Annotated in this window: 22 protein-coding genes; 7 read left to right on the top strand and 15 right to left on the bottom strand. The window is 62.5% G+C overall.

Features of this window, described 5'->3' with window-relative positions:
* Window position 1 precedes the first annotated feature (1 nt).
* The 4 genes from AC1RRJ_RS08685 to AC1RRJ_RS08670 all read right to left on the bottom strand — a co-directional run bounded on the left by AC1RRJ_RS08685 (window position 2) and on the right by AC1RRJ_RS08670 (window position 5,239).
* Window positions 2–1,108 (bottom strand): ABC transporter substrate-binding protein, encoded by a 1,107-nt coding sequence (locus AC1RRJ_RS08685; RefSeq protein WP_493121504.1) that lies wholly within the window; start codon window positions 1,106–1,108, stop codon window positions 2–4.
* 91 nt (window positions 1,109–1,199) lie between these two features.
* A complete protein-coding gene (locus AC1RRJ_RS08680) occupies window positions 1,200–2,591 on the bottom strand; it encodes a glutamine synthetase family protein (RefSeq protein WP_493121501.1) in 1,392 nt (463 codons plus the stop codon).
* Between the two features lie 23 nt (window positions 2,592–2,614).
* A complete protein-coding gene (locus tag AC1RRJ_RS08675; protein WP_493121498.1) occupies window positions 2,615–3,880 on the bottom strand; it encodes an NAD(P)/FAD-dependent oxidoreductase in 1,266 nt (421 codons plus the stop codon).
* 12 nt (window positions 3,881–3,892) lie between these two features.
* A complete protein-coding gene (locus AC1RRJ_RS08670) occupies window positions 3,893–5,239 on the bottom strand; it encodes a glutamine synthetase family protein (protein ID WP_493121496.1) in 1,347 nt (448 codons plus the stop codon).
* A gap of 116 nt (window positions 5,240–5,355) precedes the next feature.
* On the opposite strand from AC1RRJ_RS08670, the gene aptA reads away from it, so the two are divergent.
* Together aptA and AC1RRJ_RS08660 are read left to right on the top strand one after the other, a co-directional pair.
* Window positions 5,356–6,717, top strand: coding sequence for an omega-aminotransferase AptA (aptA, locus tag AC1RRJ_RS08665; protein ID WP_493121494.1), 1,362 nt, complete (start codon window positions 5,356–5,358; stop codon window positions 6,715–6,717).
* A 78-nt stretch (window positions 6,718–6,795) separates the two neighbouring features.
* Window positions 6,796–7,911 (top strand): choice-of-anchor A family protein, encoded by a 1,116-nt coding sequence (locus AC1RRJ_RS08660; protein WP_493121822.1) that lies wholly within the window; start codon window positions 6,796–6,798, stop codon window positions 7,909–7,911.
* An 8-nt stretch (window positions 7,912–7,919) separates the two neighbouring features.
* Here the strand turns inward: AC1RRJ_RS08660 and AC1RRJ_RS08655 are convergent, their stop codons facing one another.
* Entirely contained in the window at window positions 7,920–9,155 is a 1,236-nt protein-coding gene (locus AC1RRJ_RS08655; protein ID WP_493121491.1) for an ATP-binding protein, read from the bottom strand.
* 147 nt (window positions 9,156–9,302) lie between these two features.
* Between AC1RRJ_RS08655 and AC1RRJ_RS08650 the strand changes: the two genes are divergently transcribed.
* Together AC1RRJ_RS08650 and AC1RRJ_RS08645 are read left to right on the top strand one after the other, a co-directional pair.
* Complete coding sequence (locus AC1RRJ_RS08650; protein ID WP_493121489.1) at window positions 9,303–9,716, top strand: hypothetical protein; 414 nt, start codon at window positions 9,303–9,305, stop codon at window positions 9,714–9,716.
* Window positions 9,717–9,775: 59 nt separating this feature from the next.
* Window positions 9,776–10,777, top strand: a complete 1,002-nt coding sequence (locus AC1RRJ_RS08645) for a fumarylacetoacetate hydrolase family protein (RefSeq protein WP_493121486.1) — start codon at window positions 9,776–9,778, stop codon at window positions 10,775–10,777.
* A 36-nt stretch (window positions 10,778–10,813) separates the two neighbouring features.
* Here the strand turns inward: AC1RRJ_RS08645 and AC1RRJ_RS08640 are convergent, their stop codons facing one another.
* The 7 genes from AC1RRJ_RS08640 to AC1RRJ_RS08610 form a co-directional block, all read right to left on the bottom strand.
* A complete protein-coding gene (locus tag AC1RRJ_RS08640; protein WP_493121483.1) occupies window positions 10,814–11,860 on the bottom strand; it encodes a type II secretion system F family protein in 1,047 nt (348 codons plus the stop codon).
* A gap of 13 nt (window positions 11,861–11,873) precedes the next feature.
* Window positions 11,874–12,845 (bottom strand): type II secretion system F family protein, encoded by a 972-nt coding sequence (locus AC1RRJ_RS08635; protein ID WP_493121820.1) that lies wholly within the window; start codon window positions 12,843–12,845, stop codon window positions 11,874–11,876.
* Between the two features lie 64 nt (window positions 12,846–12,909).
* Entirely contained in the window at window positions 12,910–14,190 is a 1,281-nt protein-coding gene (locus AC1RRJ_RS08630) for a CpaE/TadZ family protein (RefSeq protein WP_493121480.1), read from the bottom strand.
* A complete protein-coding gene (locus AC1RRJ_RS08625) occupies window positions 14,187–14,831 on the bottom strand; it encodes a CpaD family pilus assembly protein (protein ID WP_493121478.1) in 645 nt (214 codons plus the stop codon). The genes AC1RRJ_RS08630 and AC1RRJ_RS08625 overlap by 4 nt, the downstream gene beginning before the upstream one ends.
* A gap of 25 nt (window positions 14,832–14,856) precedes the next feature.
* On the bottom strand, window positions 14,857–16,338 hold the full coding sequence (locus AC1RRJ_RS08620) for a type II and III secretion system protein family protein (protein WP_493121476.1): 1,482 nt from the start codon (window positions 16,336–16,338) through the stop codon (window positions 14,857–14,859).
* A 1-nt stretch (window position 16,339) separates the two neighbouring features.
* Window positions 16,340–17,365, bottom strand: a complete 1,026-nt coding sequence (gene cpaB / locus AC1RRJ_RS08615) for a Flp pilus assembly protein CpaB (protein WP_493121473.1) — start codon at window positions 17,363–17,365, stop codon at window positions 16,340–16,342.
* 48 nt (window positions 17,366–17,413) lie between these two features.
* Window positions 17,414–17,902: an A24 family peptidase gene (locus tag AC1RRJ_RS08610; RefSeq protein WP_493121471.1), complete on the bottom strand. Its 489-nt coding sequence runs from the start codon at window positions 17,900–17,902 to the stop codon at window positions 17,414–17,416.
* Between the two features lie 94 nt (window positions 17,903–17,996).
* Here AC1RRJ_RS08610 and AC1RRJ_RS08605 point away from each other — a divergent pair, with 94 nt between their 5' ends.
* On the top strand, window positions 17,997–19,133 hold the full coding sequence (locus tag AC1RRJ_RS08605) for an NAD(P)/FAD-dependent oxidoreductase (protein WP_493121468.1): 1,137 nt from the start codon (window positions 17,997–17,999) through the stop codon (window positions 19,131–19,133).
* A gap of 78 nt (window positions 19,134–19,211) precedes the next feature.
* The gene (locus AC1RRJ_RS08600) at window positions 19,212–19,388 is read left to right on the top strand and encodes a YegP family protein (RefSeq protein ID WP_493121466.1); all 177 of its coding nucleotides are present in this window, start codon (window positions 19,212–19,214) and stop codon (window positions 19,386–19,388) included.
* A gap of 42 nt (window positions 19,389–19,430) precedes the next feature.
* Here AC1RRJ_RS08600 and rnhA read toward each other — a convergent pair whose 3' ends face one another.
* Genes rnhA through ispH form a run of 3 tightly spaced genes read right to left on the bottom strand, consistent with a single transcriptional unit; the run spans window position 19,431 to window position 21,836 of the window.
* Window positions 19,431–19,898 carry a ribonuclease HI gene (gene rnhA, locus AC1RRJ_RS08595; protein ID WP_493121464.1) on the bottom strand — a complete coding sequence of 156 codons (468 nt, stop codon included), beginning with the start codon at window positions 19,896–19,898 and terminating at the stop codon, window positions 19,431–19,433.
* Window positions 19,895–20,857 carry a homoserine kinase gene (gene thrB, locus AC1RRJ_RS08590; RefSeq protein WP_493121461.1) on the bottom strand — a complete coding sequence of 321 codons (963 nt, stop codon included), beginning with the start codon at window positions 20,855–20,857 and terminating at the stop codon, window positions 19,895–19,897. Before thrB ends, rnhA begins: the two co-directional genes overlap by 4 nt.
* A 10-nt stretch (window positions 20,858–20,867) precedes the next feature.
* A complete protein-coding gene (gene ispH, locus AC1RRJ_RS08585; RefSeq protein ID WP_493121459.1) occupies window positions 20,868–21,836 on the bottom strand; it encodes a 4-hydroxy-3-methylbut-2-enyl diphosphate reductase in 969 nt (322 codons plus the stop codon).
* Between the two features lie 167 nt (window positions 21,837–22,003).
* Here ispH and AC1RRJ_RS08580 point away from each other — a divergent pair, with 167 nt between their 5' ends.
* Window positions 22,004–22,675: a hypothetical protein gene (locus tag AC1RRJ_RS08580; protein WP_493121456.1), complete on the top strand. Its 672-nt coding sequence runs from the start codon at window positions 22,004–22,006 to the stop codon at window positions 22,673–22,675.
* Window positions 22,676–22,790: the final 115 nt, after the last annotated feature.

Below are 22,790 nucleotides of genomic sequence, written 5' to 3'. Positions count from 1 at the left end.
GCTACGCCGCCCGGACGCGGGTGAAAGCCTCTTCGAACAGGCGCTGCAATTCGGGATTGAACTTCGCATATTCGCATTTCGCCAGCACGTCGGCGGGCGGGAAGATCACCGGGTTGTTTTTGTAACTGTCGGGCATCAGCGCCTTGGCCGCGGCATTGGGGGTCGGGAAGAGGATCGTTTCGGTGATCTTCTTGTCGACCTCGGCATCGAGCATATAGTTGATAAAGGCGTGGGCATTTTTCGGATGCGGCGCGCCCTTCGGGATGCACAGATTGTCCGAATTGAGCTGGCTGCCCTCCTTGGGGACGATGAAGTCGATATCGTCGTCCTCGGTCATCGCCTGCGCGATGTCGCCATTATATTCGAGGACCAGATCGACATCGCCCTTCAGCAACAGGTCCTGACCGTCGTCGACGTGGAAATTCTTCACATGCGGCTTTTGCTTGATCATCATCGCTTCGATCGTCGCGATGTCGGCGGAGGTCAGTGCGTTGACCGACTTGCCCAGATATTTCCCATAGAGGCGGAACATGTCGCCGGCTTCGGACAGCCAAGAGATGCGTCCGGCATATTCGGGGCTGTCGAACAGGACTTTCCAGCTGTCGGGTTTCGTCTTCACCTTCGACTTGCGATAGCCGATCCCCAGCGACAGCCAGGTGTAGGGCATCGAAAATTTGCGCCCCTTGTCATAATCGACGTCGATGAAGGTCGGGTCGATATTCTTGATGTTCGGGATTTGCGCATGGTCGAGTGTCTGGAGCATGTCGGCGCGCGCCATGCGTTCGACAAAGTCGTTCGACGGGACAATGACGTCATAGCCAGGGTTGCCGGCCTTGAACTTGGCGAACAGCACGTCGTTGCTGTCGAACAGGTCCATCTTGACTTCGACGCCGGTTGCGCCCTTGAAATCGTCGAGCGTCGTCTCGCCGATATAGGTGTCCCAATTGTAGAAGTTCAGCTTGGCTTCTTCACCATTGGCGAGTTTCTTGCCTTCGCCCTTGCTGCAGGCGGCGAGGCCGCCGAAGCTGATCCCGATTGCGGCCACCCCCATGGACTGAAGCAGCGAGCGGCGGTTCCGGCCTTGCGCGAGCAGTTCGTTCAGATCCATGACGGTCTCCCTGATGATGACGTCAAGCTGACTCAATAAAGGCGACTTGGAAAGAGGTTATTTTGCACCGCAACACGAATCTTTGTACTTTTCATGCGTTGCGCAGATACCAGTCGTAATCGAGCGTCGGTACGACGCTGAAATAGCGATCCTGTTCGACCCGCTTCACGATGCTGAACATATCGACGAACCGCTCCCCCAGATAATCGCGCATCAGGCGAGAGTCATGGAAACGATTCACCGCAGCGAACCAGTTCGACGGCGGCTTGTCGTCGCCGGAGGCGTCGCGGTCATAGCCGTTGCCGACTACCGCCGGACCCGGATCGATCGCGCCGGTCATGCCGTTGTGCATCCCCGCGAGCACCGCCGCGACCGCGAGATAGGGATTGGCGTCGGCGCCGCAGGCGCGATGCTCGACATGGCGGCTCGGGGGCGGGCCGGCCGGAATGCGGAAGGATACGGTACGGTTGTTGACGCCCCAGGTCGGCGCGACGGGGGCGTAGCTGTTCGCCTTGAAGCGGCGATAGCTGTTCGCGTGCGGCGCGAAGAGCGCGAAGCCGTCGCCGACGCTGCCGATCATCCCGCCGATCGCGTGGCGCAGCGCGATGGTGCCCTCGGGATCGTCGCTCGCGAAGATATTGCTGCCCGTGCCATCGTTGACCGAGACATGGATGTGCATGCCGCTGCCCGCCTGTTCGGCGAAGGGCTTGGCCATGAAGGTCGCCTCGAGCCCATGCTGCTGGGCGATCGCCTTCACGAGCTTTTTGTACATGATCGCATCGTCGCAGGCGCGCAAAGCGTCGGGTTTGTGGCGCAAGGTGAGTTCGAACTGGCCGGGAGCGAATTCTGAAATCGCGCTTTCAAGCGGCAGGTCCTGCACGTCGGTCGCGGCGTAGAGCGCGTCGAAGAAGGGGCGGAAGTCGTCAAGTTCGCGCAGGCCATAGACTTCGACATTGCGCGGCGTATCGCGGTTGTAGCCGGGGCGGGCGGGGCGGATCGATCCGTCGCGGGCGCGACGGGGATCGACGAGGTAGAATTCGAGTTCGACAGCGAGCACCGGGGTCAGCCCGTCGGCGGTGAAGCGGTCGATGACGCCGCCGAGCACATGGCGCGGGTCAAGGTCGTGCGGTGTGCCGTCGAGTTCGTAGAAGCTGACGAGGAATTGTGCGGCATGATCGCCGCCCCATGGCGTGCGGACGAGCGTTCCGGGGATCGGTTTCATCGAGCGATCGGCGTCGCCATCCTCCCAAACGAGGCCGGTTTCGATCGTGTCCTGTCCGGTGATATCGACGACGGTGATCGAGCCGGGGAACATGCGGCCGGTTTCATATACCGCGAGCACTTCATGCTGGCGCAGCCGCTTGCCGCGCGGGACGCCGCCAAAGTCGGTGTAGATCATCTCGATCGAATCGACGTCGGGATTGGCTTTGAAAAAGGCCTCGGCCTCCGAACGCGGGGCGATCATGCCCGATGACTTCGACATGCGAAATACTCCTGAAATCCCGGTCAACCGAGCCGATCGCGAAGCGCATACCAGAGCAGCCCCAGCGTAGCGAGGGGCCGTCTGAACCATGGTCCGCCGGGAAATGGACGCGAGGGAAGGTTCGCGAGGACATCGAAACGCTTGGCAGTGCCCACCATCGCCTCGGCGATCACTTCGCCTGCGAGCGTTGTTGTCAGTGCGCCATGCCCTGAAAAGCCGTGTGCGAAAAAGATGTTACCGCGCCGCCCGATATGGGGCAGTCGGTTCATCGTCACCGCCACCGTCCCGCCCCAGCCGTAGTCGATCTTGACGTCGGCAATCTGCGGGAAGACTTGTGTCATGAACGGCCGGACGAAGGCGGCAATGTCGCGCGGAGGGGTTTGCGAATAGCGTTCGCCGCCGCCGAAGATCAGTCGCTTGTCGGCCGACAGGCGGAAATAGTTGAGGACGAAACGGCTATCGGCGACTGCGGCATCGCTCGGGAGCAGGTCGTCGGCATCGGGCAACGGCGCGGTTGCAATATTGTAGTTCATGATCGGGACGGTGTAGCGGCCGAGGTCGGGTTCAAGGTCGCCGATCCAGCTGTCGGTGGCGTCTATGAAATAACGTGCTTCAATTGTCGCATCGCCGAGGAACAATTCGCCCGGGTCTCCGTCGAGGATCCAGTTTGCTCGCTGTCCCTGAAGGATTCGTACACCGGACGCTTCGGCTGCTTTAGCCAAACCAATAGCGTAGTTGAGAGGATGAAAATGGCCGCCGTGCGTGTCGTGGATGCCGCCGTGATAAAGCGGGCTTGCGATATGAGTGCCCATTCCGGCCCTTGTGATCACATCGGTTTCATAGCCGTAGCGCTTCGCCAGGTAATCAGCTTCGCGCCGTAGGCCGTTAAAGTCCTTCGGCGTCCACGCGGCTTCCAGATGTCCGATCTTGAAATCACAGTCGATGCCATGTTTCGCGATCCGGGCTTTAACGGGATTGTCGCGCCAGCAGAGATCGAACAGAGCGGTTGCACGCTCTTCACCGAATTCGGTTTCGAGCTCGGAAGCTGACCAGCGAAGACCGGGAATCATTTGCCCGCCGTTGCGTCCCGATGCGCCGAAGCCGACCTTTTCCGCCTCGACCAGAATTACCGAAAAGCCCCGCTCCGCACAGGCAAGAGCGGCCGACAAGCCGGTGAAGCCGCCACCAATGACAACAACATCGCATGCATACTCCGCCTCTATGCCCGCGGGCACCGTCCACGGATGTGCGGTCGCCGCATAGTAGCTGTTAGCAAGCGGATCGGTCATGGCGCGAGGCGCTCAGACCCGCATCAACAGATGTTCGCGTTCCCAGCTCGACACGACCGACTGGTAATTGAACAGCTCATAATCCTTCACCGCGAAGAAGATTTCGAAGAAATCATCGCCGAGCAGGTTGCGGACTTTCTTGCACGAACTGAAGCGGTCGAGCGCGGCTTCGAGGGTGCGCGGCAGGGTGCGCGCGCGGTTGTAGGCGCTACCGGTAATCGGCTTTGGCGGTACCATGCGGTCAACCATGCCGATGTAGCCGCACACCAGCGAGGCAGCGATCGCGAGATAGGGGTTGCTGTCAGCACCGGGCAGGCGGTTTTCGACGCGGCGATTATTGCGGTCGGCGATCGGGATGCGAAAGCCGCACGAGCGGTTATCCTCGCCCCACTGAACGTTGATCGGCGCGGCGCTGTCGGGGCGCATGCGGCGAAAGCTGTTCACATTGGGCGCCCACATCGGCGAGATTTGTGGCATAAAGCGGATGAGGCCGGCGACATAGCTGCGGAACAGCGCGCTATCGCGGCCGTTGGCGGTCGCGAAGAGGTTGCGGCCAGTGTCGGCATCGACAACCGACTGGTGGATGTGCATCGCGCTGCCGGGCTGGCCCGCCATCGGGTTTGCCATGAAGGTCGCATAGACATCGTGCTGCTTGGCGACGTTGCGCACCGCGCGCTTGAACAGGAATACCTCGTCGGCGAGGCGTAGCGGGTCGCCGTGGATGAAGTTCACCTCTAGTTGTGCGGCGCCCATTTCATGGATCATCGTGTCGATGTCGAGCCCCATCAGCTCGCAATCGTCGTAGATATGGTCAATAATGTCCTCATATTCGTTCATCGCCTCCAGCCCATAGGGCTGGCTCGCGCTCTCGCTGCGCCCGGACTCGCCGGTCGGCGGGGTCAGCGGGAAATCCGGGTCGGTGTTCTGCGACACGAGGTAGAATTCGACCTCAGGCGCGATGATGGGGCGCCAGCCTTTGTCGGCATAGAGCGCCAGCACTTTTTTCAGGATCGTGCGCGGCGCGATATCGACCTCGCTGCCATCGCGATTTAGGACGTCAGCGATGACGAAGGCGGTCGGCGATTTGAAGCCCGGCGCGACGCAGATGGTGCTAGGGTCGGCGATCAAAATCTTGTCGGGGTCCTTGTCCCAGATATCGTCGATATCTTCGGGATAATGGCCGTCGATCGTGCAGATGAAGACGCTGCCCGGGATGCGTAGCGACTTGTCCTTTACCGAGGACAGGAACTTCTTGGCGGGCAGCACCTTGCCGCGTTGGACCCCGTTGATGTCGGGGACGATGCATTCGACCTCGTCGATATTATGTTCGCTGATCCATTGTTCCAGATTGACTGACATGCGCCCCCGATTGGGCCGGGGATCCGGCCCTGTTGTGGATGACGCAGCCTATCGTGAAGTGAAGGGAAGCGCCAGAGGGGCAAGTTTCGGCCATTTTCGCCATTGTCAGCGCGTTGGTGGCCCGTCACTATGCGGGATCGGGCCGATTGGGAGAGACTGTGGTGAAGGGTGAAAATGATCCGCTGGCGTCTTTTTGGATGCCCTTTACCGCCAACCGTTCGTACAAGGCGAATCCGCGCCAACTCGTGTCGGCGAGCGGGATGCATTATCAAAGCAGCGACGGACGAACGATCCTCGACGGTACGTCGGGACTTTGGTGCAGCAACGCGGGCCATTGCCGCCCCGAAATCACCGAGGCGATTGCCAGGGCGGCTGGCACGCTCGACTTCGCGCCGACCTTCCAGCTTGGCCATCCGCTGCCGTTTGAGCTTGCGCAACGGCTCGCAGGACTGATGCCCGAGGGGCTCGACCGGATTTTCTTCACCAACAGCGGCTCCGAATCGGTTGATACGGCGCTGAAAATTGCGATTGCTGTTCAGCGTGCCAAGGGGCAGGGGACGCGTACCCGGTTGATCGGGCGGGAGCGCGGCTATCATGGCACGGGCTTTGGCGGGATCAGCGTCGGCGGGATCGTCACCAATCGGCGGACCTTTGGCGGCGGACTGCCCGGTGCCGATCATATGCGGCACACCCATGATATTGCGCGCAACGCCTTTTCGCGCAGCTTCCCGCAGCATGGTGCCGAGCTGGCCGATGACCTCCAGCGCCTCGTCGACCTGCACGGCGCCGACACGATCGCGGCGGTGATCGTCGAGCCGATGGCGGGATCAACCGGTGTGCTCGTGCCGCCAGTCGGCTATCTTCGCCGCTTGCGCGAGATTTGCGATCGCCACGGCATCATTCTGATCTTCGACGAGGTGATCACCGCCTTTGGCCGCGTCGGCGGCGCGACTGCGGCGGGGCAGTGGGGCGTGACGCCCGATATCATTACGATGGCGAAGGGGCTGACCAACGCTGCGGTGCCGATGGGCGCGGTGGCGGTGAAGCGCGAACTGCACGACGCGGTGGTCGAAAGCATGCCAGGCGGGATCGAGCTGTTTCACGGCTATACCTATTCGGGGCATCCGCTGGCGAGCGCTGCCGGGATCGCGACGCTCGACCTTTATGCGCGCGACGGCCTGTTCGACCGGGCAAATGGGCTTGCCGCCTATTGGGAGGATGCCGCGCACAGCCTGAAGGGGCAGCGCCATGTCATCGATATCCGTACAATCGGACTGGTCGCGGGAATCGAGCTTGCGCCGCGTCCCGACGCTCCGACAGCGCGCGCGATGGAGCTGTTCCACGCCTGTTTCGACAACGGCCTGCTCGTCCGCGCGACCGGCGACATCATCGCGCTGTCGCCGCCGCTGATCGTCGAAAAGGCTGAGATCGACGAGATGTTCGGGAAGCTTGGCGAGTTGCTCGATACGATCGCCTGAATATCCTCTGTTTCAAAACGGGACGCGGTGGCCGTGGCCAAACGGGGCGCAATCGGCTATGGGCGCGGTCCAGCTATGATGGCTTTTCCCATTAATTACAGGCGTATCACAGTGTCTTTTGCTCTTCGTTCGTTTGCCCCGGTCGCCGCTCTTGCGTTGTCGGCGGTGTCCTTGCCCGCGCTTGCACAGTCGGGAGCCCCGATCATCGGCATCGATGCGCTGCGCGAATGGAATCTTGTGGTTCTGGGAAATCTGGAGTCGTCGTCCGAGGTTGAAGGGCGCACTTTTGTCGGTGGAAACCTGACCGGCAATTCGTCCAACTATAGTATCCGCCCACTGCCTGTGTCGCCGAACGGCACCCCCGGGCTGACCGTGGTCGGGAACGTCAATGGCGGACACAAAAATCTCAACAATGGTTCGGGTGCGATCGTCGGCGGCAACGTGAACAGCGGCTTCAATCTCAATGGCTCGACGCAGACGGTGAAGGTCGGCGGCGACATTCGCAACACCAACGTCAATCAAAATACGGTCGTATCGGGGCTCGGTAAAAGCGACCCCAGTTTCACCGTCGGGCTGCAACAGCAAAAGAGCCAATTGAGCAGCAGCATGGCGAGCCTGTCCTTCGACATGGGCACGCTGACGTCGAACAGCAAGTTCGTGACGCAGGGCAATCGCGGTGTTTTCAACGCCCAGCCCAATAGCGACGGGATGGCAGTGTTCAACATCACCGCGGCCGACCTCGACAAGATCGGCGAGATCCAGTTCAACCTCAACGGCGCGAAAACTGCGATCGTCAATGTCACGGGTCAGAAGATCACCCTGAACGACAATTTTCTCGGCGGCACCAACAATCTGGGTGAGAATGTCATCTGGAACTTCCCCGATGCCGAAGAGTTGAAGCTGACGACGGCGTGGGGCGGATCGGTGCTGGCGCCGCACGCCGATGCGCAGACGGGCAATTATATCCAGGGCTCGGCGGTGTTCGGCAATCTGAAGCAGAATGGCGAGATGCACATCGGCACCTATAACGGCGGCGATATCCGGCCGCCGGGCGGCGGTTCTTCGTCGGGTGGCAGTGGTTCGAGTTCGGGCGGCGCGACGCCTATCCCTGAACCGGGCATGTTCGGGCTGTTCGCACTGGGTGTCGGCGGGTTGATTTACGCGCGCCGTCGCCGCGCAAAGCGCCAAGGATAAGGGGCGTCTTAGGCTTCGCAGGTGATCGGAAAGGTCACCGACACCCGCGTCCCCTTGGCCAATTCGCTTTCTATATCGAGCTGCCCCTGGTGGCGCTCGCTGATATGCTTCACGATCGCGAGGCCGAGGCCGGTGCCCCCGACCGAACGGCTCCGCGCCTCATCGACGCGATAGAAGCGCTCGGTCAGGCGCGGGATGTGATCGGGGGCGATGCCGTCGCCTTCGTCGATGACACACAGGCGCGCACGGTGGCCTTCGCGGACCAGTTCGACGGTCACCGGGGTGTCCGCGCGGCCATATTTCATCGCGTTCGAAATGATATTGTGCGTGAGTTGTCCCAACTGCGCCTCGTCACCCAGCATCGGATAGGGGCCATCGCTTAGTCTCGGTGCGATGTCCTTGGCGCGCGGATGTTCGCTGTCACGCAACTGTCCGATCGTGTGCCGCACGATTGTCCCCAGATCGACGGGAGTAGTCGGGCGCCGGAAGCGGTCGGCCTCGACGCGCGAGATAGATAGCAAGTCGAGGACGAGCTGTTGCATCCGTCCGGCCTCGCGCTCGATGATCGACAGGAAGCGGTGGCGAACGGGGGCGTCAGCCTCGGCATTCATGTCCTGCAGCGTCTCTACATAGCCCAATATCGCAGCGAGCGGGGTGCGCAGTTCGTGGCTGGCATTGGCAACGAAGTCTGAACGCATCCGGTCGGAGGCATCGATCACCGAGCGATCGGTCAGGAAGATGATTCGCTCGGTTCCCGATAGTGCAGCGATCCGCATCGTCCAGCGCTGACCGGGGCGCGGATAATCGATGAGGTCGATTGTCCGCATCGGCGTCGTCGCGTCGGCCTGTAACAGCGACCCGGTTGCGGCGGGGTGACGGATCGCGGTGCGAATGTCGGCGCCGACGATATGGCGGCCGAGCAGCTTGATCGCAGCATCATTGGCGATGGTCACGATATTGTCCGCGGTGCCGAGCAGCGGTTCCTTTTCCTGGTCGGCCCAGCGAGCGAAATCGGGATGGCGCAGCAGCGACAGTTGCTGTGGCTCGGCCGGTGGATACGGGGGCTCTCCGCCCGGCTCGGGGAGCGAGGTGGGCAGGGCGGCATGGACAATCGCGGCCGCCGCGGTACCAGCAACGGTCAATATGGCGATCGTCAGCGCGTCACCGCCGGCAAGTGCGGCAAAAATGGCCGCGACAGCGACCAGCGTCAGCGCGATGACCAGGCTGGATAGACGATCGAACATCGCGTTCGGCCTCGCACGAAGCGCCGGTAACCGCAAGGCGGTTTGCTGCGGTTAACAAGTGGCTGGCGAATGTCCCAAGGCGGGATGGCGCACGGCGGTGATGGTCTTTTGCTTTTCCTGTTCGCTTCATTGGGTTATGCGCCATCCATGGAAAACAGTGACATCCCGGTCGAAAACGACCCGGAAAATAGCGAAGCCATTCCCTCGCGCCGCGCAATGCTCGCATTGGGCGCGGTTGGGGTATCAGCGGCGCTGACGATCCGTCCGGCATTTGCGCAGGCGGCCGTGTCGGTGATGAACTGCCAGATTCCGGTTCCCGGCCCGACGGGCGCGGGCAAGTTTATCGACACCAATGGCAAACTGGTTCCGCCGGGGACAAAGGGTGCGTTTCCGGGCGCGTCGCGGCCATTTACTGGCGAGGAAGTAAAACTTGCGTTTCGCGGGCAGACGTTGCCCGGCACCTCCTACAAGCAGTCGCAGGCCTATCTGCAATATATACGGCGCTTGCAGGCGGGGCAGAGCGGCTTTACCTGTTTCGCATCGATCCAGATGCCGCGCTGATCATCGCTTCCTTCTCTGGTGATGATGGCGTCGACCGCATCGCAGACAAAGGACAATGTGTGAAACTAGCTTCACTGAAGCAGAGCCGCGACGGTCGGCTTGTTGTCGTTTCGGATGATCTTGCCTGGTGCGCCGATGCCACGCATATCAGTCCGACCCTGCAGGCCGCGCTCGACAATTGGGCTTATGCTGCACCGCGACTCGCCGTACTTGCCGAAGATCTTAATCATGATGCGATTCCCAAGGATCGTTTCCATGAGCGTGACGCCGCGTCGCCGCTGCCGCGCGCCTATCAATGGGCCGACGGCAGCGCCTATGTGAATCATGTCGCACTGGTACGGCGGGCGCGGGGTGCCGACATGCCCGACAGTTTCTGGCACGATCCGCTGATGTATCAGGGCGGCAGCGATGCCTTTCTGGCGCCGCGCGATCCGATCCCGCTCGCCGACCCCGCGTGGGGCTGTGACATGGAGGCCGAGGTCGTCGTCGTGACCGGCGATGTACCTGCCGGTATTGATGCGGTCGCGGCGCGCGACCATATCCTGCTCGTCGGCTTGACCAACGACGTATCGCTGCGGGGGCTGATCCCGGGCGAACTGGCAAAGGGTTTCGGTTTTTTCCAGTCGAAGCCGTCGAGCGCGATGTCGCCGGTGTTCGTCACCCCCGATGCGCTTGGCGACCGGTGGAAGGATGGCAAGCTGCACGGCGCCCTGTGCGTTGACCTGAATGGCGAACCGCTGGGCCGCGCCGACGCGGGGGTCGATATGACGTTCGACTTCGGCGCGCTTGTCGCCCATGCGGCGAAGACGCGCAGTCTGGGGGCGGGAACGATCATCGGGTCGGGCACGGTGTCGAACCGCGACGCGGACGGCGGTCCGGGCAAGCCGATCAGCGAAGGCGGACTGGGTTATTGCTGTCTCGCCGAAGTGCGTACGGTTGAAACCATCCGGAACGGCGAGGCGAAAACGCCCTTCATGCAAAAGGGCGACCGGGTCCGTATCTGGATGGATGATGACCGCCACCACAGCATTTTCGGCGCGATCGAGCAGCAGGTAGAATGATGTCAGGGCGGGCGGGCTAAAACCTGCCCGCCTTGATCAACCCTTGCCGCCCGACATCGCACCCGAGGACATCGCATCGCTGAGCGTGCAGGCCGCGGGGCCAAGAATGACGATGAACAGCACCGGCAGGATGAACAGGATCAGAGGCACCGTCATGATGGCGGGCAGACGTGCGGCCTTTTCTTCGGCGCGCATCATGCGTTCGTTGCGGAATTCGGCCGACAGCACGCGCAAGGCCGAGGCCAGTGGGGTGCCGTATTTTTCGGTCTGGATCAGCGTCGTGACAACGCCCTTCACTGATTCCAGATTGACGCGATAGGCGAGGTTTTCAAACGCCTGTCGCCGTTCGGTCAGAAAACCCAGCTCGATCGATGAGAGCGCGAATTCCTCGCCCAGTTCGGGATAGGCGCGGCCCAGTTCCTTGGCGACACGGCTGAAGGCGGCATCGACGGTCAGGCCGGCCTCGGCGCAGATGACGAGCAGATCGAGTGCATCGGGAAGGCCCTTGCGAATCGCGTCGGTGCGCTTGGTGCGCTTGTTCTCAACAAACAGGTCGGGCGCTTTATAGCCGAGGATGAGCGCCGCCATCGTTGCACCCGAACGCTTGATGGGCGACAGGTCGGGCCACATTTCAACGCCGTAAATCAGAAAGGCGACGGTGCAGCCAAACAGGATCGGCAGCACCATCCGGCCAAAAATCACGGCAACCGCCAGATCTTTTGACCGGATGCCGGCCTGCGCCAGCTTTTGCTGGACCTCCTTGATCTGGCTGTCCTGCAGGACCTGCAATCGGCCAAGGACGGTACGCATCTTGTCGGCGGTCTGATTTTTCCGGACCAGCTTGGCACGTCGCTTTGCAGTGGAGGCGGTGATCCCGGCTTTCAGCTGTTCGCGACGTTCATTCAGCGCCTTGACCCTTTTTGTCATCGGGTTGCGGACGGTCAATGCGCCATAGATGGCGACAAGCACGGCGAACACGCCGACCGCGGCCATCATGGTGCCTATCCAGATGATGTCGATGCCGAAGATCGTCGGGCCGGCCTTGGTTCCCGTAAAGGCGGCGAAAAGGAGGCTGCTGTTCATGGGTTTGCTGCCTTCAGATTTCGAAGCTGATCATGCGCGACATGATGAACACGCCTATGCTCATCCACACCAGCCCGCCGGCGCCGGCGATCATCAGCCGCTCTTCGGAGAAGAAGCCTGCCAGATAAACCGGGTTCATCATCCACACCATCGCGAACACGAAGAAGGGAAGCGAGCCGACGATATAGGCCGACGCTTTGGCTTCTGATGACATGGCCCGGATTTTCAATTTCATCTGCGCGCGTTTGCGGAGGACGTCCGACAGATTGGCGAGCGTTTCGGCCAGGTTCCCGCCCGTTTCGCGCTGGATCGCAATCGTGATGCAGAAGAACTGGAATTCTGGCGTGGCCAGCATGGCAGCCGTTTCCTGCAGTGCGGCTTCCATCGTGTTGCCGATACGGATGCGCTCGACGACACCCTTGAATTCCTCGCCGACGGGGCCGGGCATTTCCTGGCTCACGACCTGAAAGGTTTCGGTGACCGGCAGACCCGACCGCAAGCCGCGGACCAGAAGGTCGATTGCATCGGGAAAGCGGGTGTTGAACCGCGCGACGCGTTTTTTGATCAGCTGGCTGACGACGACATGGGGCAGCCCAACCCCCGCGAGCAGACCGAGCATGCCGGCGAGCATCACGGGTGCGCGCGACACGAGTAACCCGCCGGTGACAAGGACGAACAGCCCCATCGCGCCGAACATATACTGGCTAACGGTCCAGCTCTTGCCGGTTCGCCGCAATCGCAATTCCATCAAATCGCGGCGCGGCATCAGACTGGAAATCTGGCTGTTGCCCGCGTTTCCGGCGGATTGGATGGTCTTGCGCATCTGGGCCGCGACGACGGCCTCGGTGGACGCCGCATGCCGATCCTTGAGCATGGAGAGTCGCCGTGCCTTGGCCTTGCCCACCGACGGCCCGCCGAGGAGAATCACGAGCAGCGAAAACGCCAAAAAGGCGGCGCTGATGATAAGGATCACTGACAGGTTCATGGTCGCCATTTGTCCCGCTTGGGTTGGGCAAAGAGGTTCCGGCCGGACGGTTCCGGCCGAACTATCACCCTTGCTTCACGCCTTTTTTCGCCATCATGCCGCCGATACCGCCCAGCTTGCCGAGCAAGGATCCGCCCGATTTGCGCTTGGCCGTGACCGGCGCCGCTTCGGCTTCAATATCGGCGCCGTCGAGGACGATCCGCATCAAGTTGGTCCACACTTGACCGGACTTTGTGCCCTTGCAGATTTCGGCATAGGATTTGCCGAGCTTTGCCGCCTGGCTGACCATTTTCGGGTCGAAGGGAATGACGATGTCGATCTGGCGCTCGATCGACGATTCAAATTCCTTGCGCGACAGTTCGCCGATGCTGTTCTGGAATTTGTTTGCAACCAGCACGACGCGGGCGCCCGGCACATTTTGCTTGAACCAGGACAGCAGGCGGATCGTATCGCGCGCTGCGGCGAGCGTTACATCGGTAACCAGCATGATCGTGCCCGCTTCCGAGGCCAGATGAGGGAAGGGGATCAGCACCTGACGCGGGATATCGACGATCGTCATCTCGAACGCGTTGCGCAATTCTTCCTCGAGCTGGAAAAATGCCGAACCATCGGTCATCACCGGTTGGTGGATTGGGGCTTCGGCCGATAACAGGCTGAGCTTGTCAGATGCCCGCACCATCGCGCGTTCAATGAACAGGCCGTCGATACGGCTGGGGTTGTCGATCGCGTCGATCAGTCCGCGCCCCGGTTCGAGGTCGAGCGTCAATGCACCGGTCCCGAAATGAACGTCGAGATCGAGCAGCGCGGTCTGCCGACCCGCCTGTTCACTCATCGCCCAGGCCAGCGACGTCGAGACGAGCGATGCCCCGACCCCGCCTCGCACGCCGACGACCGCCATCATATGGTGCGGCTTGTCGTCGTGCATATCGGCATGTTTCGGCGCCGTGAGCATCGCTTGCGCCATGGTCAGCGATTCGCGGACCTGGTCGAGCGACAGTGGCTTCAGAAGATAGTCCTGGATACCGCTCGACAGGAGGTCGCGGTACAGCCGGACGTCGTTGACCTGTCCCGCCGCGATGACGACGGTGCCGGGTTCGCAAACTTCGGCGAGGGCGTTGATATCGTTAATCGGATCACCCGATTCAGACATGTCGACGAACAGGATGTTCGGGCTCGCCGAAACCGACAGCGACTGGACGGCATTGCGCAGTCCGCCCTTGTTACATTTTTCGGTCGGCCATCCCATGTCGGCGGCCGCGACGCGCATCAGCTCCAGCGTGTCTTCGTCGCACACAAAGGCGTTGAACGGATCGCGCAGCCCCGCGGTTTTAAAAGGAGCGTTCACTTGCCGCCTCCATTGGTTTCTTCGACCTTCAACTGACTCGCCCCGGTCTGGGGCTTTTCACGATAGGTCTTGATCGGCCGGGTCGCAGCGGACGGGTCATAGGTTTCGTTGCGTGCGCCCTTGATCAGGTCATTGGCGTCGGCAACCATCGCCGCGAGGTTGCTGTTCGCCGCGCAGCCAAAATTGGCCGAGGTCGCATTGGCGAGATTGATCGACGATGAGCTCGACCAGTCGGGGCATCCCGGTACGTGGGCCGATGCGCGGGTGATGATCACGCGCAAATGACCTGAGGGGACCGCGCCGGTGGTGACGGGGACATCCCGGCTCAAAAGCAGGCCGCGCCGCTCGACCATCTGCCGAACCGTCGCCTGCGCCGCACTGGCGCCATAGGTTGCGGGATCCTCGATCGCGATACGGTCGCCGTAACGCGCGCCCATGGCATTGAGCCAGTCTTGCAAACGGGCCTGTTCGCTCGGTGCGAGGTCGCCGTCGCCAGCGGCAACGTCGAACTGATAGGTGGCGTTACGCACGATCGGTTGATGGACCGAATCCAGGCTGCGATTGCTGGTGGCTGTGCCGTTGGCACATCCGGCAAGCGAGGTTGCCAGCGCCAATATTGTCCAGGTTGCGATTTTGTTCATCACTTTGCTCCTCGAAACCAGCGCGTCATTTTTTGATGCTGAAACCCGGCGACACATCGGTGCCGCTGCGCAGTCGGTCGGCATCGCCGGGTGACGTGTCGAGCCGTGGCTTCGGGCGGTCGCCGCCGGTGACGCCGTCGCTTTCCTGGCTGCCCAGAAGCCGGTCGGCGTCGTTCGCGACCTGGAAGGCGTCGGTCGGAAGTTTGATGTCGTTTGCCGACACCGGCTGCACCAGATAGGGGGTCACGACAATCACCAGCTCGGTTTCACCGCGACGGAAGCTGTCCGACTTGAACAACATGCCAAGGATGGGCACGTCGCCAAGGCCGGGGATCTTGTCGATGGCGCCGATCGAACGGTTGTTCATCAGGCCGGCGATCATGAAGCTTTCGCCCGAGCCGAGTTCGACGGTCGTCTCGGCCCGGCGAACGGTGAGGGCCGGGATCTGGTATCCCTGCATCTGGATCGCGCCTTCGGTCGACAGTTCCGACACTTCGGGACGGACGCGCAGGCTGATACGGCCGTTCGACAAGACTGTCGGCGTATAGGCCAGGCTGACGCCATATTGACGATATTCAATCGTCGTGCCGGCGAAGTTGCCGGGGATCGGGATCGGGAATTCGCCGCCGGCCAGGAAGTCGGCGGTCTCACCCGAAATCGCGGTCAGGTTCGGCTGAGCGAGGGTGACGACCATCCCCGAACGCTCGCCAATGTCGAGCGATGCGATCAGGTCGAGCCCGAACAGGCGTCCGGCGGCGGCGAGGCTGTTCGTACCCGTGGGCGTGGTGATATTATAGCTGGTGCTGCCATCGGCGCCATAAGTGATCGTGCCGGCAGGGCGGCCGCGAACGATGTTGCCGAGGAAGCCGTTGCCAAACGGGCCGTCGCGGTCGCGCGATGCCACATTGCCGCTGATTTCCTTGACCAAAGTGCGGTTCACTTCGGCGATGCGGACCTGCAGGTTGACCTGTAGGGGCGTGGCGGTGCGCAGGCGCGACAGGACTTTGGTCTGTTCGCCGACGAACGCCTGGACAAGGCGCTCCGCCTCGGCCGCGTCGTCGGGCGATTGAACGGTCCCGGTTAGCAGGATGAAACCGTTCATTGCGTTCGATGCGATGCTGGCATCCGGCATCGCCAGCGACAGCATCTGGTCGATCGTCTCGATATTGTTGCCGACCCGCGCGACGGTCGAATAGACGACCCGGCCGCTGGCATCAGTGGCGTAGATGCTGGTTTCACCCGGCGTCTTGCCAAAGATGTAAAGCTGGCGGCTCGAACGAATTTGCACATCGGCCACCGCGTCGTTCGCGACGAAGACGTCGCTCATCGACGCGGGAAGGCTGATCAGGCGGCCGCGGCCGACCGATAATTCGATGCTGCTGCTGGCGTTCTGGACGGCCTGGGCCGAAGCGGGCCCCGAGGGGGCCCAAGCCAGGGTGGCGGCCATCAGGCCGATGGCCAGGGTGCGCGCGAGCGCGGCGGCCTTGAAATCGGGTTTGCTGTTCATCTTACTTGCCCCCCACCGGAACTTCGGTCACCTTTTCGCCGCGTGTCACGCGAACGACGGGTCCGCTGCGGACGGCCGGCACGGCGCTCCCGCCACCCGACGGCTGCTGCAACAGCGTGGGCCGGGTAAGCGGTCCCCGGCCGCTGACCGGAACCCAGAAGCGCGAAACGTCCCCGCCGGTGGTTGCCGACGAGCGGCCCGCAGTCGGTCGGTTGGTGACATCGGCCAGCATCTTGCGTTCGGCAGCGGTGCCGCCTTTCGCAGGAACATTCACGTCACCCGATGCGATAGCGGCGTCGAGATCGCCGGTGCTTTCGGCCAGCGGACGTAGTGCCAACGACAATTTCCCCATGTTCTGGCCGACTGCGATCCGCTCGGCGATCTCGGGCGTCGCTTCGAGCGTGACCGAACTGAAGGTGTTCACCGGAGTTTTACCGGTTTCATCCTCGGCATTGAAACGCTGGTCGGTGGCGAGCACGCGAACATTGCGGACGATCGTTTCGGCGGTGAAAAGCTGGTCGTCGGGATAGGCGCCGCCTTCCTTGACCTCGATCGTCTGCGACAGCACCACATCAACCCGGTCGCCCGGAAAGACGAAGCCGGCGACGCCTTGCTCCTGAGAAACCTTGACGGTCACGGCGCGCATGCCGGCGCCGAGCGCCGCGGCGAGGAAACCGCGATCATTGGGATGCACGAGCGCGCCTTGCGTCAGCGGCTGGCCTGCGGTGATCGGATGGCGCACGACGGTCCCGACCAGGGTCTGGGCGTCGGATTTGTCTTTCAGGAAGTAGGCGTTCTCGACCAGTTCCTTGGGCCAGGGTTGATAGCGGAAGCTGTCGGGGCCGATGATCGTGCCGACCGGCAGCGGCCGTGTCGCAACGAGGATCAGCGGACCAGTGATGTCAGGGGCTGCCGCAGCGCGGGCCTCCGGTGTCGATGCCCCACGCATTATCTGGTTGACCCCGAATGCAGCGCCAATGGCAATCACCAGCGCGCCGACGATCAGCATTATCTTTCGCGTATCCATGACGATTTTTCGCCTCCTAACACCAACCGGAAACGGCGGTGCTTGCCCTCAGGTCGAACCGATAGCCTGAAACTGGTTAAAATATTGTTGGTGAAGTGCCCAAACCCCCGCAGCGGCGATGGCGACTCCATAGGGAACCTCGACCGGCGTGTCGGACGGTCGCATCTTGATACGGACGAGCATGATCGCTGACAGGATGCCGCCCGCGATCGCCATGACGGTCAAGGTTGGCATAAAGAGCGGTAGCGGGATCCACAGCATCACCGCGCCGATCATTTTCACGTCACCGCCGCCCATCGCGCCGACCGCGAACAGGCCGACAAAGACGAGGAAGACCGCCAGCGCAGCGCCGAACTGGATCGGCACGTCGGGCCATAGCGCGAGCCCGCTCACCAACCAGAAGGGGATAGCGAACAGTGCGATTGCAGAATTGAGGCGGTTCGAGATGGTGCGCGAGCGAAGGTCGCTGATCGCCGCCGCAACCATCAATATCGCGAGCAATGCCACGAGGCACAAGGTGATCGAGCCTTTGTCCATCGGCGTTGCTCTAGCCAGCATGGCTTACCAAAGAGTAACCATGTTGCGGGCCCGGCGGCTTGCATTCCTGTCGCCAGCCGATATGCGGCGGGGCATGACCGCTGCCGCTCCTTCCGCCACCGATGTTCTGATTGTCGGCGCCGGGATCGCCGGGGCCAGCCTGGCCGCAGCGCTGGCGCCGTATCGCCGCGTGATGCTGATCGAGGCAGAGGACATGCCCGGCTATCATGCCACGGGACGATCGGCGGCTTTCTGGCACGAAAGCTATGGCGGGGCTGAGGTGCAGCCGCTGTCGGCGGCATCTTTTGCGACGCTATCCGATCCGCCGGCCGACTTCGCCAGCCGCGGTTTTTTGTTCCCGCGCACCGCGCTGACGATCGGACGCCGCGAAGAGGCGGCTGCGGTTGATGATTTCTGTGCCGAATTCGCTGCGAAAGGCGTCGATGTGACGCGGATGGCGCGAGCCGAAATCGCGCGCAGGATCCCCGGCGTCCGTCCCGACTGGAGTGAAGCGGCTTATGAGCCAGCGTGCAGCGACATTGATGTCGGCCGGCTTCACGCGGCCTATTTGCGCGCGGCGAAGCGCGGCGGGGCAAAATTGGTGACGCGCGCGCCGTTGAAGACCGCGCGGCGGGTCGACGATGGCTGGGAGGTGATGGCTGGCGGCGAAACGATCCGTGCGTCGCTGATCGTCAATGCGGCGGGGGCATGGGCCGATGGCGTGGCGGCGGCGTGCGGCGCGCCGCCGGTGGGCATCCAGCCCTATCGGCGGACCGTCCTGCAACTGCGCCTTGGCGTGCCCGTGCCGGCGGAACTGCCGCTGGTCGTCCATGTCGGCGGGCAATTTTACTTCAAGGGTGCGAGCGAGGGGCGCATTTGGCTGACCCCGCATGACGAGACCCCGTCCGATCCCTGCGACGCCGCGCCCGAAGAGATGGACGTCGCGCTGGCGATCGACCGCTTGCAGTCGGTGGTCGACTGGCCGATCGCCGCGGTCGAACGAAAATGGGCAGGACTGCGCAGCTTCGCGCCCGATCGCGCGCCGGTATTCGGTATGGATCCCCATGTGCCGGGCTTTGCCTGGTGCGCGGGGCAGGGTGGATTTGGTATCCAGACCGCGCCCGCGATCGCGGGGTTGCTTGCCGCAGAACTGGGCGCACCGCCCACCGAAGGGGCGATCGGGCGCGTCGATCCGGCGCCTTTCGCACCGTCACGCTTCGCCTCCATCTAGTCGCTTGCGCCTGAAAATCGGCGTATTAGCATGGGGTTGCCGCTTCAGCCTCGAAGCGGCCCGATCAAGGAGGACCCGATGGCCCATTATTTCGAGATCAAGAAGAACAAGGCCGGCGAGTTTGTCGCCTATTTCAAATATAATAGCGAAACCATCTTCTGGACCGAAGGCTATTCGAGCAAGGCTTCGGCCAAGAACGCCATCGAATCGATCAAGAAGAACGGCCCGGACGCCGAAACGCGCGAAGCCGAATAGCGGCCGGCGGCGCGGGTGTTCAGCACACTCGCGCCGCGTACATCATTTTTTCCGCATGGCGCGCATCACTTCGATCGCGGCGTCGCTCGCGAGCTGGTCGGCGATTTCATTGTCGCCGTGTCCGGCATGGCCTTTGACCCACAACCATTCGATCTTGTGTCGTTTCGCCTCGGTGACGAGCCGCTGCCACAGGTCGGCGTTGGCGACCGGCTTTTTCGCCGCAGTCTTCCATCCATTTTTCTGCCAGCCGAAGACCCATTTTGTGATGCCGTCGCGCACATAGACGCTGTCAGTCGATAGCTCGACGTTGCAGCCGCGCTTGAGCACCGCCAGCGCCTCGATCGCTGCCATCAGCTCCATGCGGTTGTTCGTCGTGTCGGGCTCGCCGCCGGACAATTTCTTGACCACATCGCCCCAACGCAGCACCGCGCCCCAGCCGCCGGGGCCGGGATTGCCTTTGCACGCACCGTCGGTCGCGACGATCACCGTCTTTGCTTGTTCTTCGGTCATGCGATTGCGAACAGGCTGGCGGCGTCGGCGGCCTGATAACGGCGCAGACGGTTGAGGAAGGGGAGCGGGTCCTTGCGCGTGACGAGTGCGTCGGCGGGGGTATGTACCCAGTCGTGCGCGCGCGTCAGCAGAAAGCGCAGCGATGCCCCGCGAGCGAGCAGAGGGAGCGCGGCGATTTCGGCGTCGGACAGCGAAACTTCGCTCGCATAGCCGCGCATCAGTGCCCGGGCCAGGTCGGCGTCGCAGGCACTGCCATCGTCCGAAAAGGTCCACGCGGCGTGGGTGATCGCGACGTCATAGGCGCGGAAATCGGTCGCCGCGAAGTAGAAATCGATCAGGCCGGTGACGTCGTCGCCGAGCATCAGCACATTGTCGGGGAACAGATCGGCGTGGATGACATGCGCCGGAAGGTCGGCGGGCCAATGGGCGTCGAGCCAGGCGAGCTCGTCATCGACGATCGCTTGCAGGCCCGGCACCACCGCGTCGAGGTTGCCCGTCGCCGTGGCGACGCCGCGCCACCAGGGATGGCCCATGCTGTTTTCGCGCGCGCTGCCATAGTTTTCGAGCGCGCGGTGCATGGCGCCGAGCGCAGCGCCGGTCGCTTCGGCTTGGCCAACGGTCGGATGGGTCAGCGAAATGCCCGAGAGAAACTGGATGATGCACGCTGCGCGGCCCGAAATTTGCTGGATCGCGACGCCATCTCGGTCGCGGATCATCGCGGGGACGGGGCAATGGCTGGCGGCGAGATGCGCCAGAAGATCGACAAAAAAGGGCAGGTCGCCTTCCTGTACGCGCTTTTCGTAGAGCGTCAGGATGAAGCGGCCGCCCGTGGTTTCGAGCAGGAAATTGCTGTTCTCGACGCCTTCGGCAATGCCTTTGCACGACAGGACGGTGCCCATATCATAGCGGGCGACAAGCGCGGCGAGATCGTCGGGATCGACGGCGGTGTAAACGGCCATGACAGGGGTCCTATTCCGTTTCCGGTTCGAGCCCGCGGGGCAGCTTGAACACCATATTTTCCTCGGCGGTCACAACGACATCCTCGATGATCGGCCGGTACGCCGCCACCGCGTCGATCACTTCGCGAACCAGAGTTTCGGGCGCGCTCGCGCCTGCGGTGATGCCGAGCGTCGCGATACCTTGCAGCCAATCGGGGTCGATGTCGGTCCCGCGCTGGACCAGATGCGCGGGAACGCCCAGTCGTTCGGCGACCTCGACCAAGCGCAGGCTGTTCGAACTATTGGGTGCGCCGATCACGATCACGCGGTCGCACCGGCCGGCGATGGCCTTTACCGCGTCCTGGCGGTTCGAGGTCGCATAGCAAATATCCTCGCTTCGCGGTCCGGCGATGCTTGGGAAGCGATGGCGTAGCGCCGCGACGATATCGCGCGTGTCGTCCACAGACAGGGTTGTTTGGGTCAGGAAAGCCAGTTTTTCGGGATCGGGCGGCGAGAGCGCGGCGACATCGTCGACCGATTCGACCAGGGTCATCGCGCCATCGGGCAATTGGCCCAGCGTGCCAATGACTTCGGGGTGGCCGGCATGGCCGATGAAGAGGATGTGCCGTCCGGCATCATGATGGCGTTCGGCCATGCGGTGGACCTTCGACACCAGCGGGCAGGTCGCGTCGATAAAGTCGAGCCCGCGTGCTTCGGCCTTTGCCGGCACCGCCTTGGGCACGCCATGGGCACTGAACACCACCGGGATGTCGTCGGGGACCTGATCGAGCGATTCGACGAAAATCGCGCCCTTGGCCTTCAGCGATTCAACGACATAGCGATTGTGAACGATTTCGTGCCGGACATAGACCGGCGCGCCAAAGCGTTCGAGCGCGAGTTCGACGATGCGGATCGCCCGGTCGACCCCGGCGCAAAAGCCGCGCGGTGCGGCCACCAAAACCTTGAGTTCTGTCGCTTCGTTGCCGGTCGTGGGCGTCATGGGATGGGGTGCATTCATGGTGTGGGCGCTCTAGCGCAGCAGGGTATAAGCGGTAAAGCGGCTTCGTCCGAGTTGCGCCGCGTTCATCGCACCGATAAGAAGCGGCGCGCATGAAGCGGGATCAACCGTCCCGACGCACTCGCGCCTGTTTGGAAAGCCCGTTCATCATGATGCCCATTTCGTCTTCGCCCCGTAAGTTTCTGGCAGTGCTGTGCGGCACGGCGGCGATGGCGACGGCGGCTGGCTGTGCAAAGAACAATGATATTGATGTGTCGTCGGGCGTCGGCATCACGTCGATCCGCAACACCTGCCCCGCGGTCGCGGTGCCGTTGTACACCGGCGACATCACTTTGTTCGACCCGGCAACCAGCCGTGATGCGCGCGCGATCGACGTCGTTGCGTCGATCACCAACCTGACCCCACAGTGCAACGACACCGGCGAAAAAGTCTATCAGGTTGCGAATTTCGACATCGTCGCGACGCGGCGCGATGCAGGCCCGGCGCGCACGCTGACATTGCCCTATTTCTCCACCGTCGTTCAGGGCGGCACCGCTGTCGTTGCCAAGCGGCTGGGCAATGTGACCATCAGCTTCCCCGAAGGACAGGTGCGCGGCACGGGCCACGGCCAGGCGTCGGCCTATGTCGATCGCGCCGCCGCGACGCTTCCCGCCGACATTCAGGAACGCATCACCCGCAAGCGCAAGGCGGGCGATCAGGATGCCGCGGTCGATCCGCTGAGCATTCCCGAGGTTCGCGTTGCTGTTCAGCGCGCCAGTTTCGAACTGCTCGTTGGCTTTCAGCTGACGCAGGATCAGCTGGAATATAACGTCCGACGATAGAATTTGCGGCGGCGCGCCGATGCGCCGTTCGCCTTGCCTTTGCCCTGCGGCGCCATTTGGCGGCGCAGGGCTTTTCGCGTTGCCCAAGCTGCGGTAGGGCGCGCCAGACCCTCTT

This window comes from Sphingopyxis sp. GW821-FHT12C06 (genome assembly GCF_058807415.1).
The sequence above is the reverse complement of the archived record's forward strand: the minus strand, read 5'-3'. Positions and strand labels throughout refer to the sequence as shown.

Excerpts from the sequence above, each read along its gene's own strand:
- AC1RRJ_RS08685 (WP_493121504.1), bottom strand. The coding sequence starts at position 1,108 with ATGGATCTGAACGAACTGCTCGCGCAAGGCCGGAACCGCCGCTCGCTG.
- AC1RRJ_RS08680 (WP_493121501.1), bottom strand. The coding sequence starts at position 2,591 with ATGTCGAAGTCATCGGGCATGATCGCCCCGCGTTCGGAGGCCGAGGCC.
- AC1RRJ_RS08675 (WP_493121498.1), bottom strand. The coding sequence starts at position 3,880 with ATGACCGATCCGCTTGCTAACAGCTACTATGCGGCGACCGCACATCCG.
- AC1RRJ_RS08670 (WP_493121496.1), bottom strand. The coding sequence starts at position 5,239 with ATGTCAGTCAATCTGGAACAATGGATCAGCGAACATAATATCGACGAG.
- AC1RRJ_RS08660 (WP_493121822.1), top strand. The coding sequence starts at position 6,796 with ATGGCTTTTCCCATTAATTACAGGCGTATCACAGTGTCTTTTGCTCTT.
- AC1RRJ_RS08655 (WP_493121491.1), bottom strand. The coding sequence starts at position 9,155 with ATGTTCGATCGTCTATCCAGCCTGGTCATCGCGCTGACGCTGGTCGCT.
- AC1RRJ_RS08650 (WP_493121489.1), top strand. The coding sequence starts at position 9,303 with ATGGAAAACAGTGACATCCCGGTCGAAAACGACCCGGAAAATAGCGAA.
- AC1RRJ_RS08640 (WP_493121483.1), bottom strand. The coding sequence starts at position 11,860 with ATGAACAGCAGCCTCCTTTTCGCCGCCTTTACGGGAACCAAGGCCGGC.
- AC1RRJ_RS08635 (WP_493121820.1), bottom strand. The coding sequence starts at position 12,845 with ATGAACCTGTCAGTGATCCTTATCATCAGCGCCGCCTTTTTGGCGTTT.
- AC1RRJ_RS08625 (WP_493121478.1), bottom strand. The coding sequence starts at position 14,831 with ATGAACAAAATCGCAACCTGGACAATATTGGCGCTGGCAACCTCGCTT.
- AC1RRJ_RS08620 (WP_493121476.1), bottom strand. The coding sequence starts at position 16,338 with ATGAACAGCAAACCCGATTTCAAGGCCGCCGCGCTCGCGCGCACCCTG.
- cpaB (WP_493121473.1), bottom strand. The coding sequence starts at position 17,365 with ATGGATACGCGAAAGATAATGCTGATCGTCGGCGCGCTGGTGATTGCC.
- AC1RRJ_RS08610 (WP_493121471.1), bottom strand. The coding sequence starts at position 17,902 with ATGGACAAAGGCTCGATCACCTTGTGCCTCGTGGCATTGCTCGCGATA.
- AC1RRJ_RS08605 (WP_493121468.1), top strand. The coding sequence starts at position 17,997 with ATGACCGCTGCCGCTCCTTCCGCCACCGATGTTCTGATTGTCGGCGCC.
- AC1RRJ_RS08600 (WP_493121466.1), top strand. The coding sequence starts at position 19,212 with ATGGCCCATTATTTCGAGATCAAGAAGAACAAGGCCGGCGAGTTTGTC.
- rnhA (WP_493121464.1), bottom strand. The coding sequence starts at position 19,898 with ATGACCGAAGAACAAGCAAAGACGGTGATCGTCGCGACCGACGGTGCG.
- thrB (WP_493121461.1), bottom strand. The coding sequence starts at position 20,857 with ATGGCCGTTTACACCGCCGTCGATCCCGACGATCTCGCCGCGCTTGTC.
- ispH (WP_493121459.1), bottom strand. The coding sequence starts at position 21,836 with ATGACGCCCACGACCGGCAACGAAGCGACAGAACTCAAGGTTTTGGTG.
- AC1RRJ_RS08580 (WP_493121456.1), top strand. The coding sequence starts at position 22,004 with ATGATGCCCATTTCGTCTTCGCCCCGTAAGTTTCTGGCAGTGCTGTGC.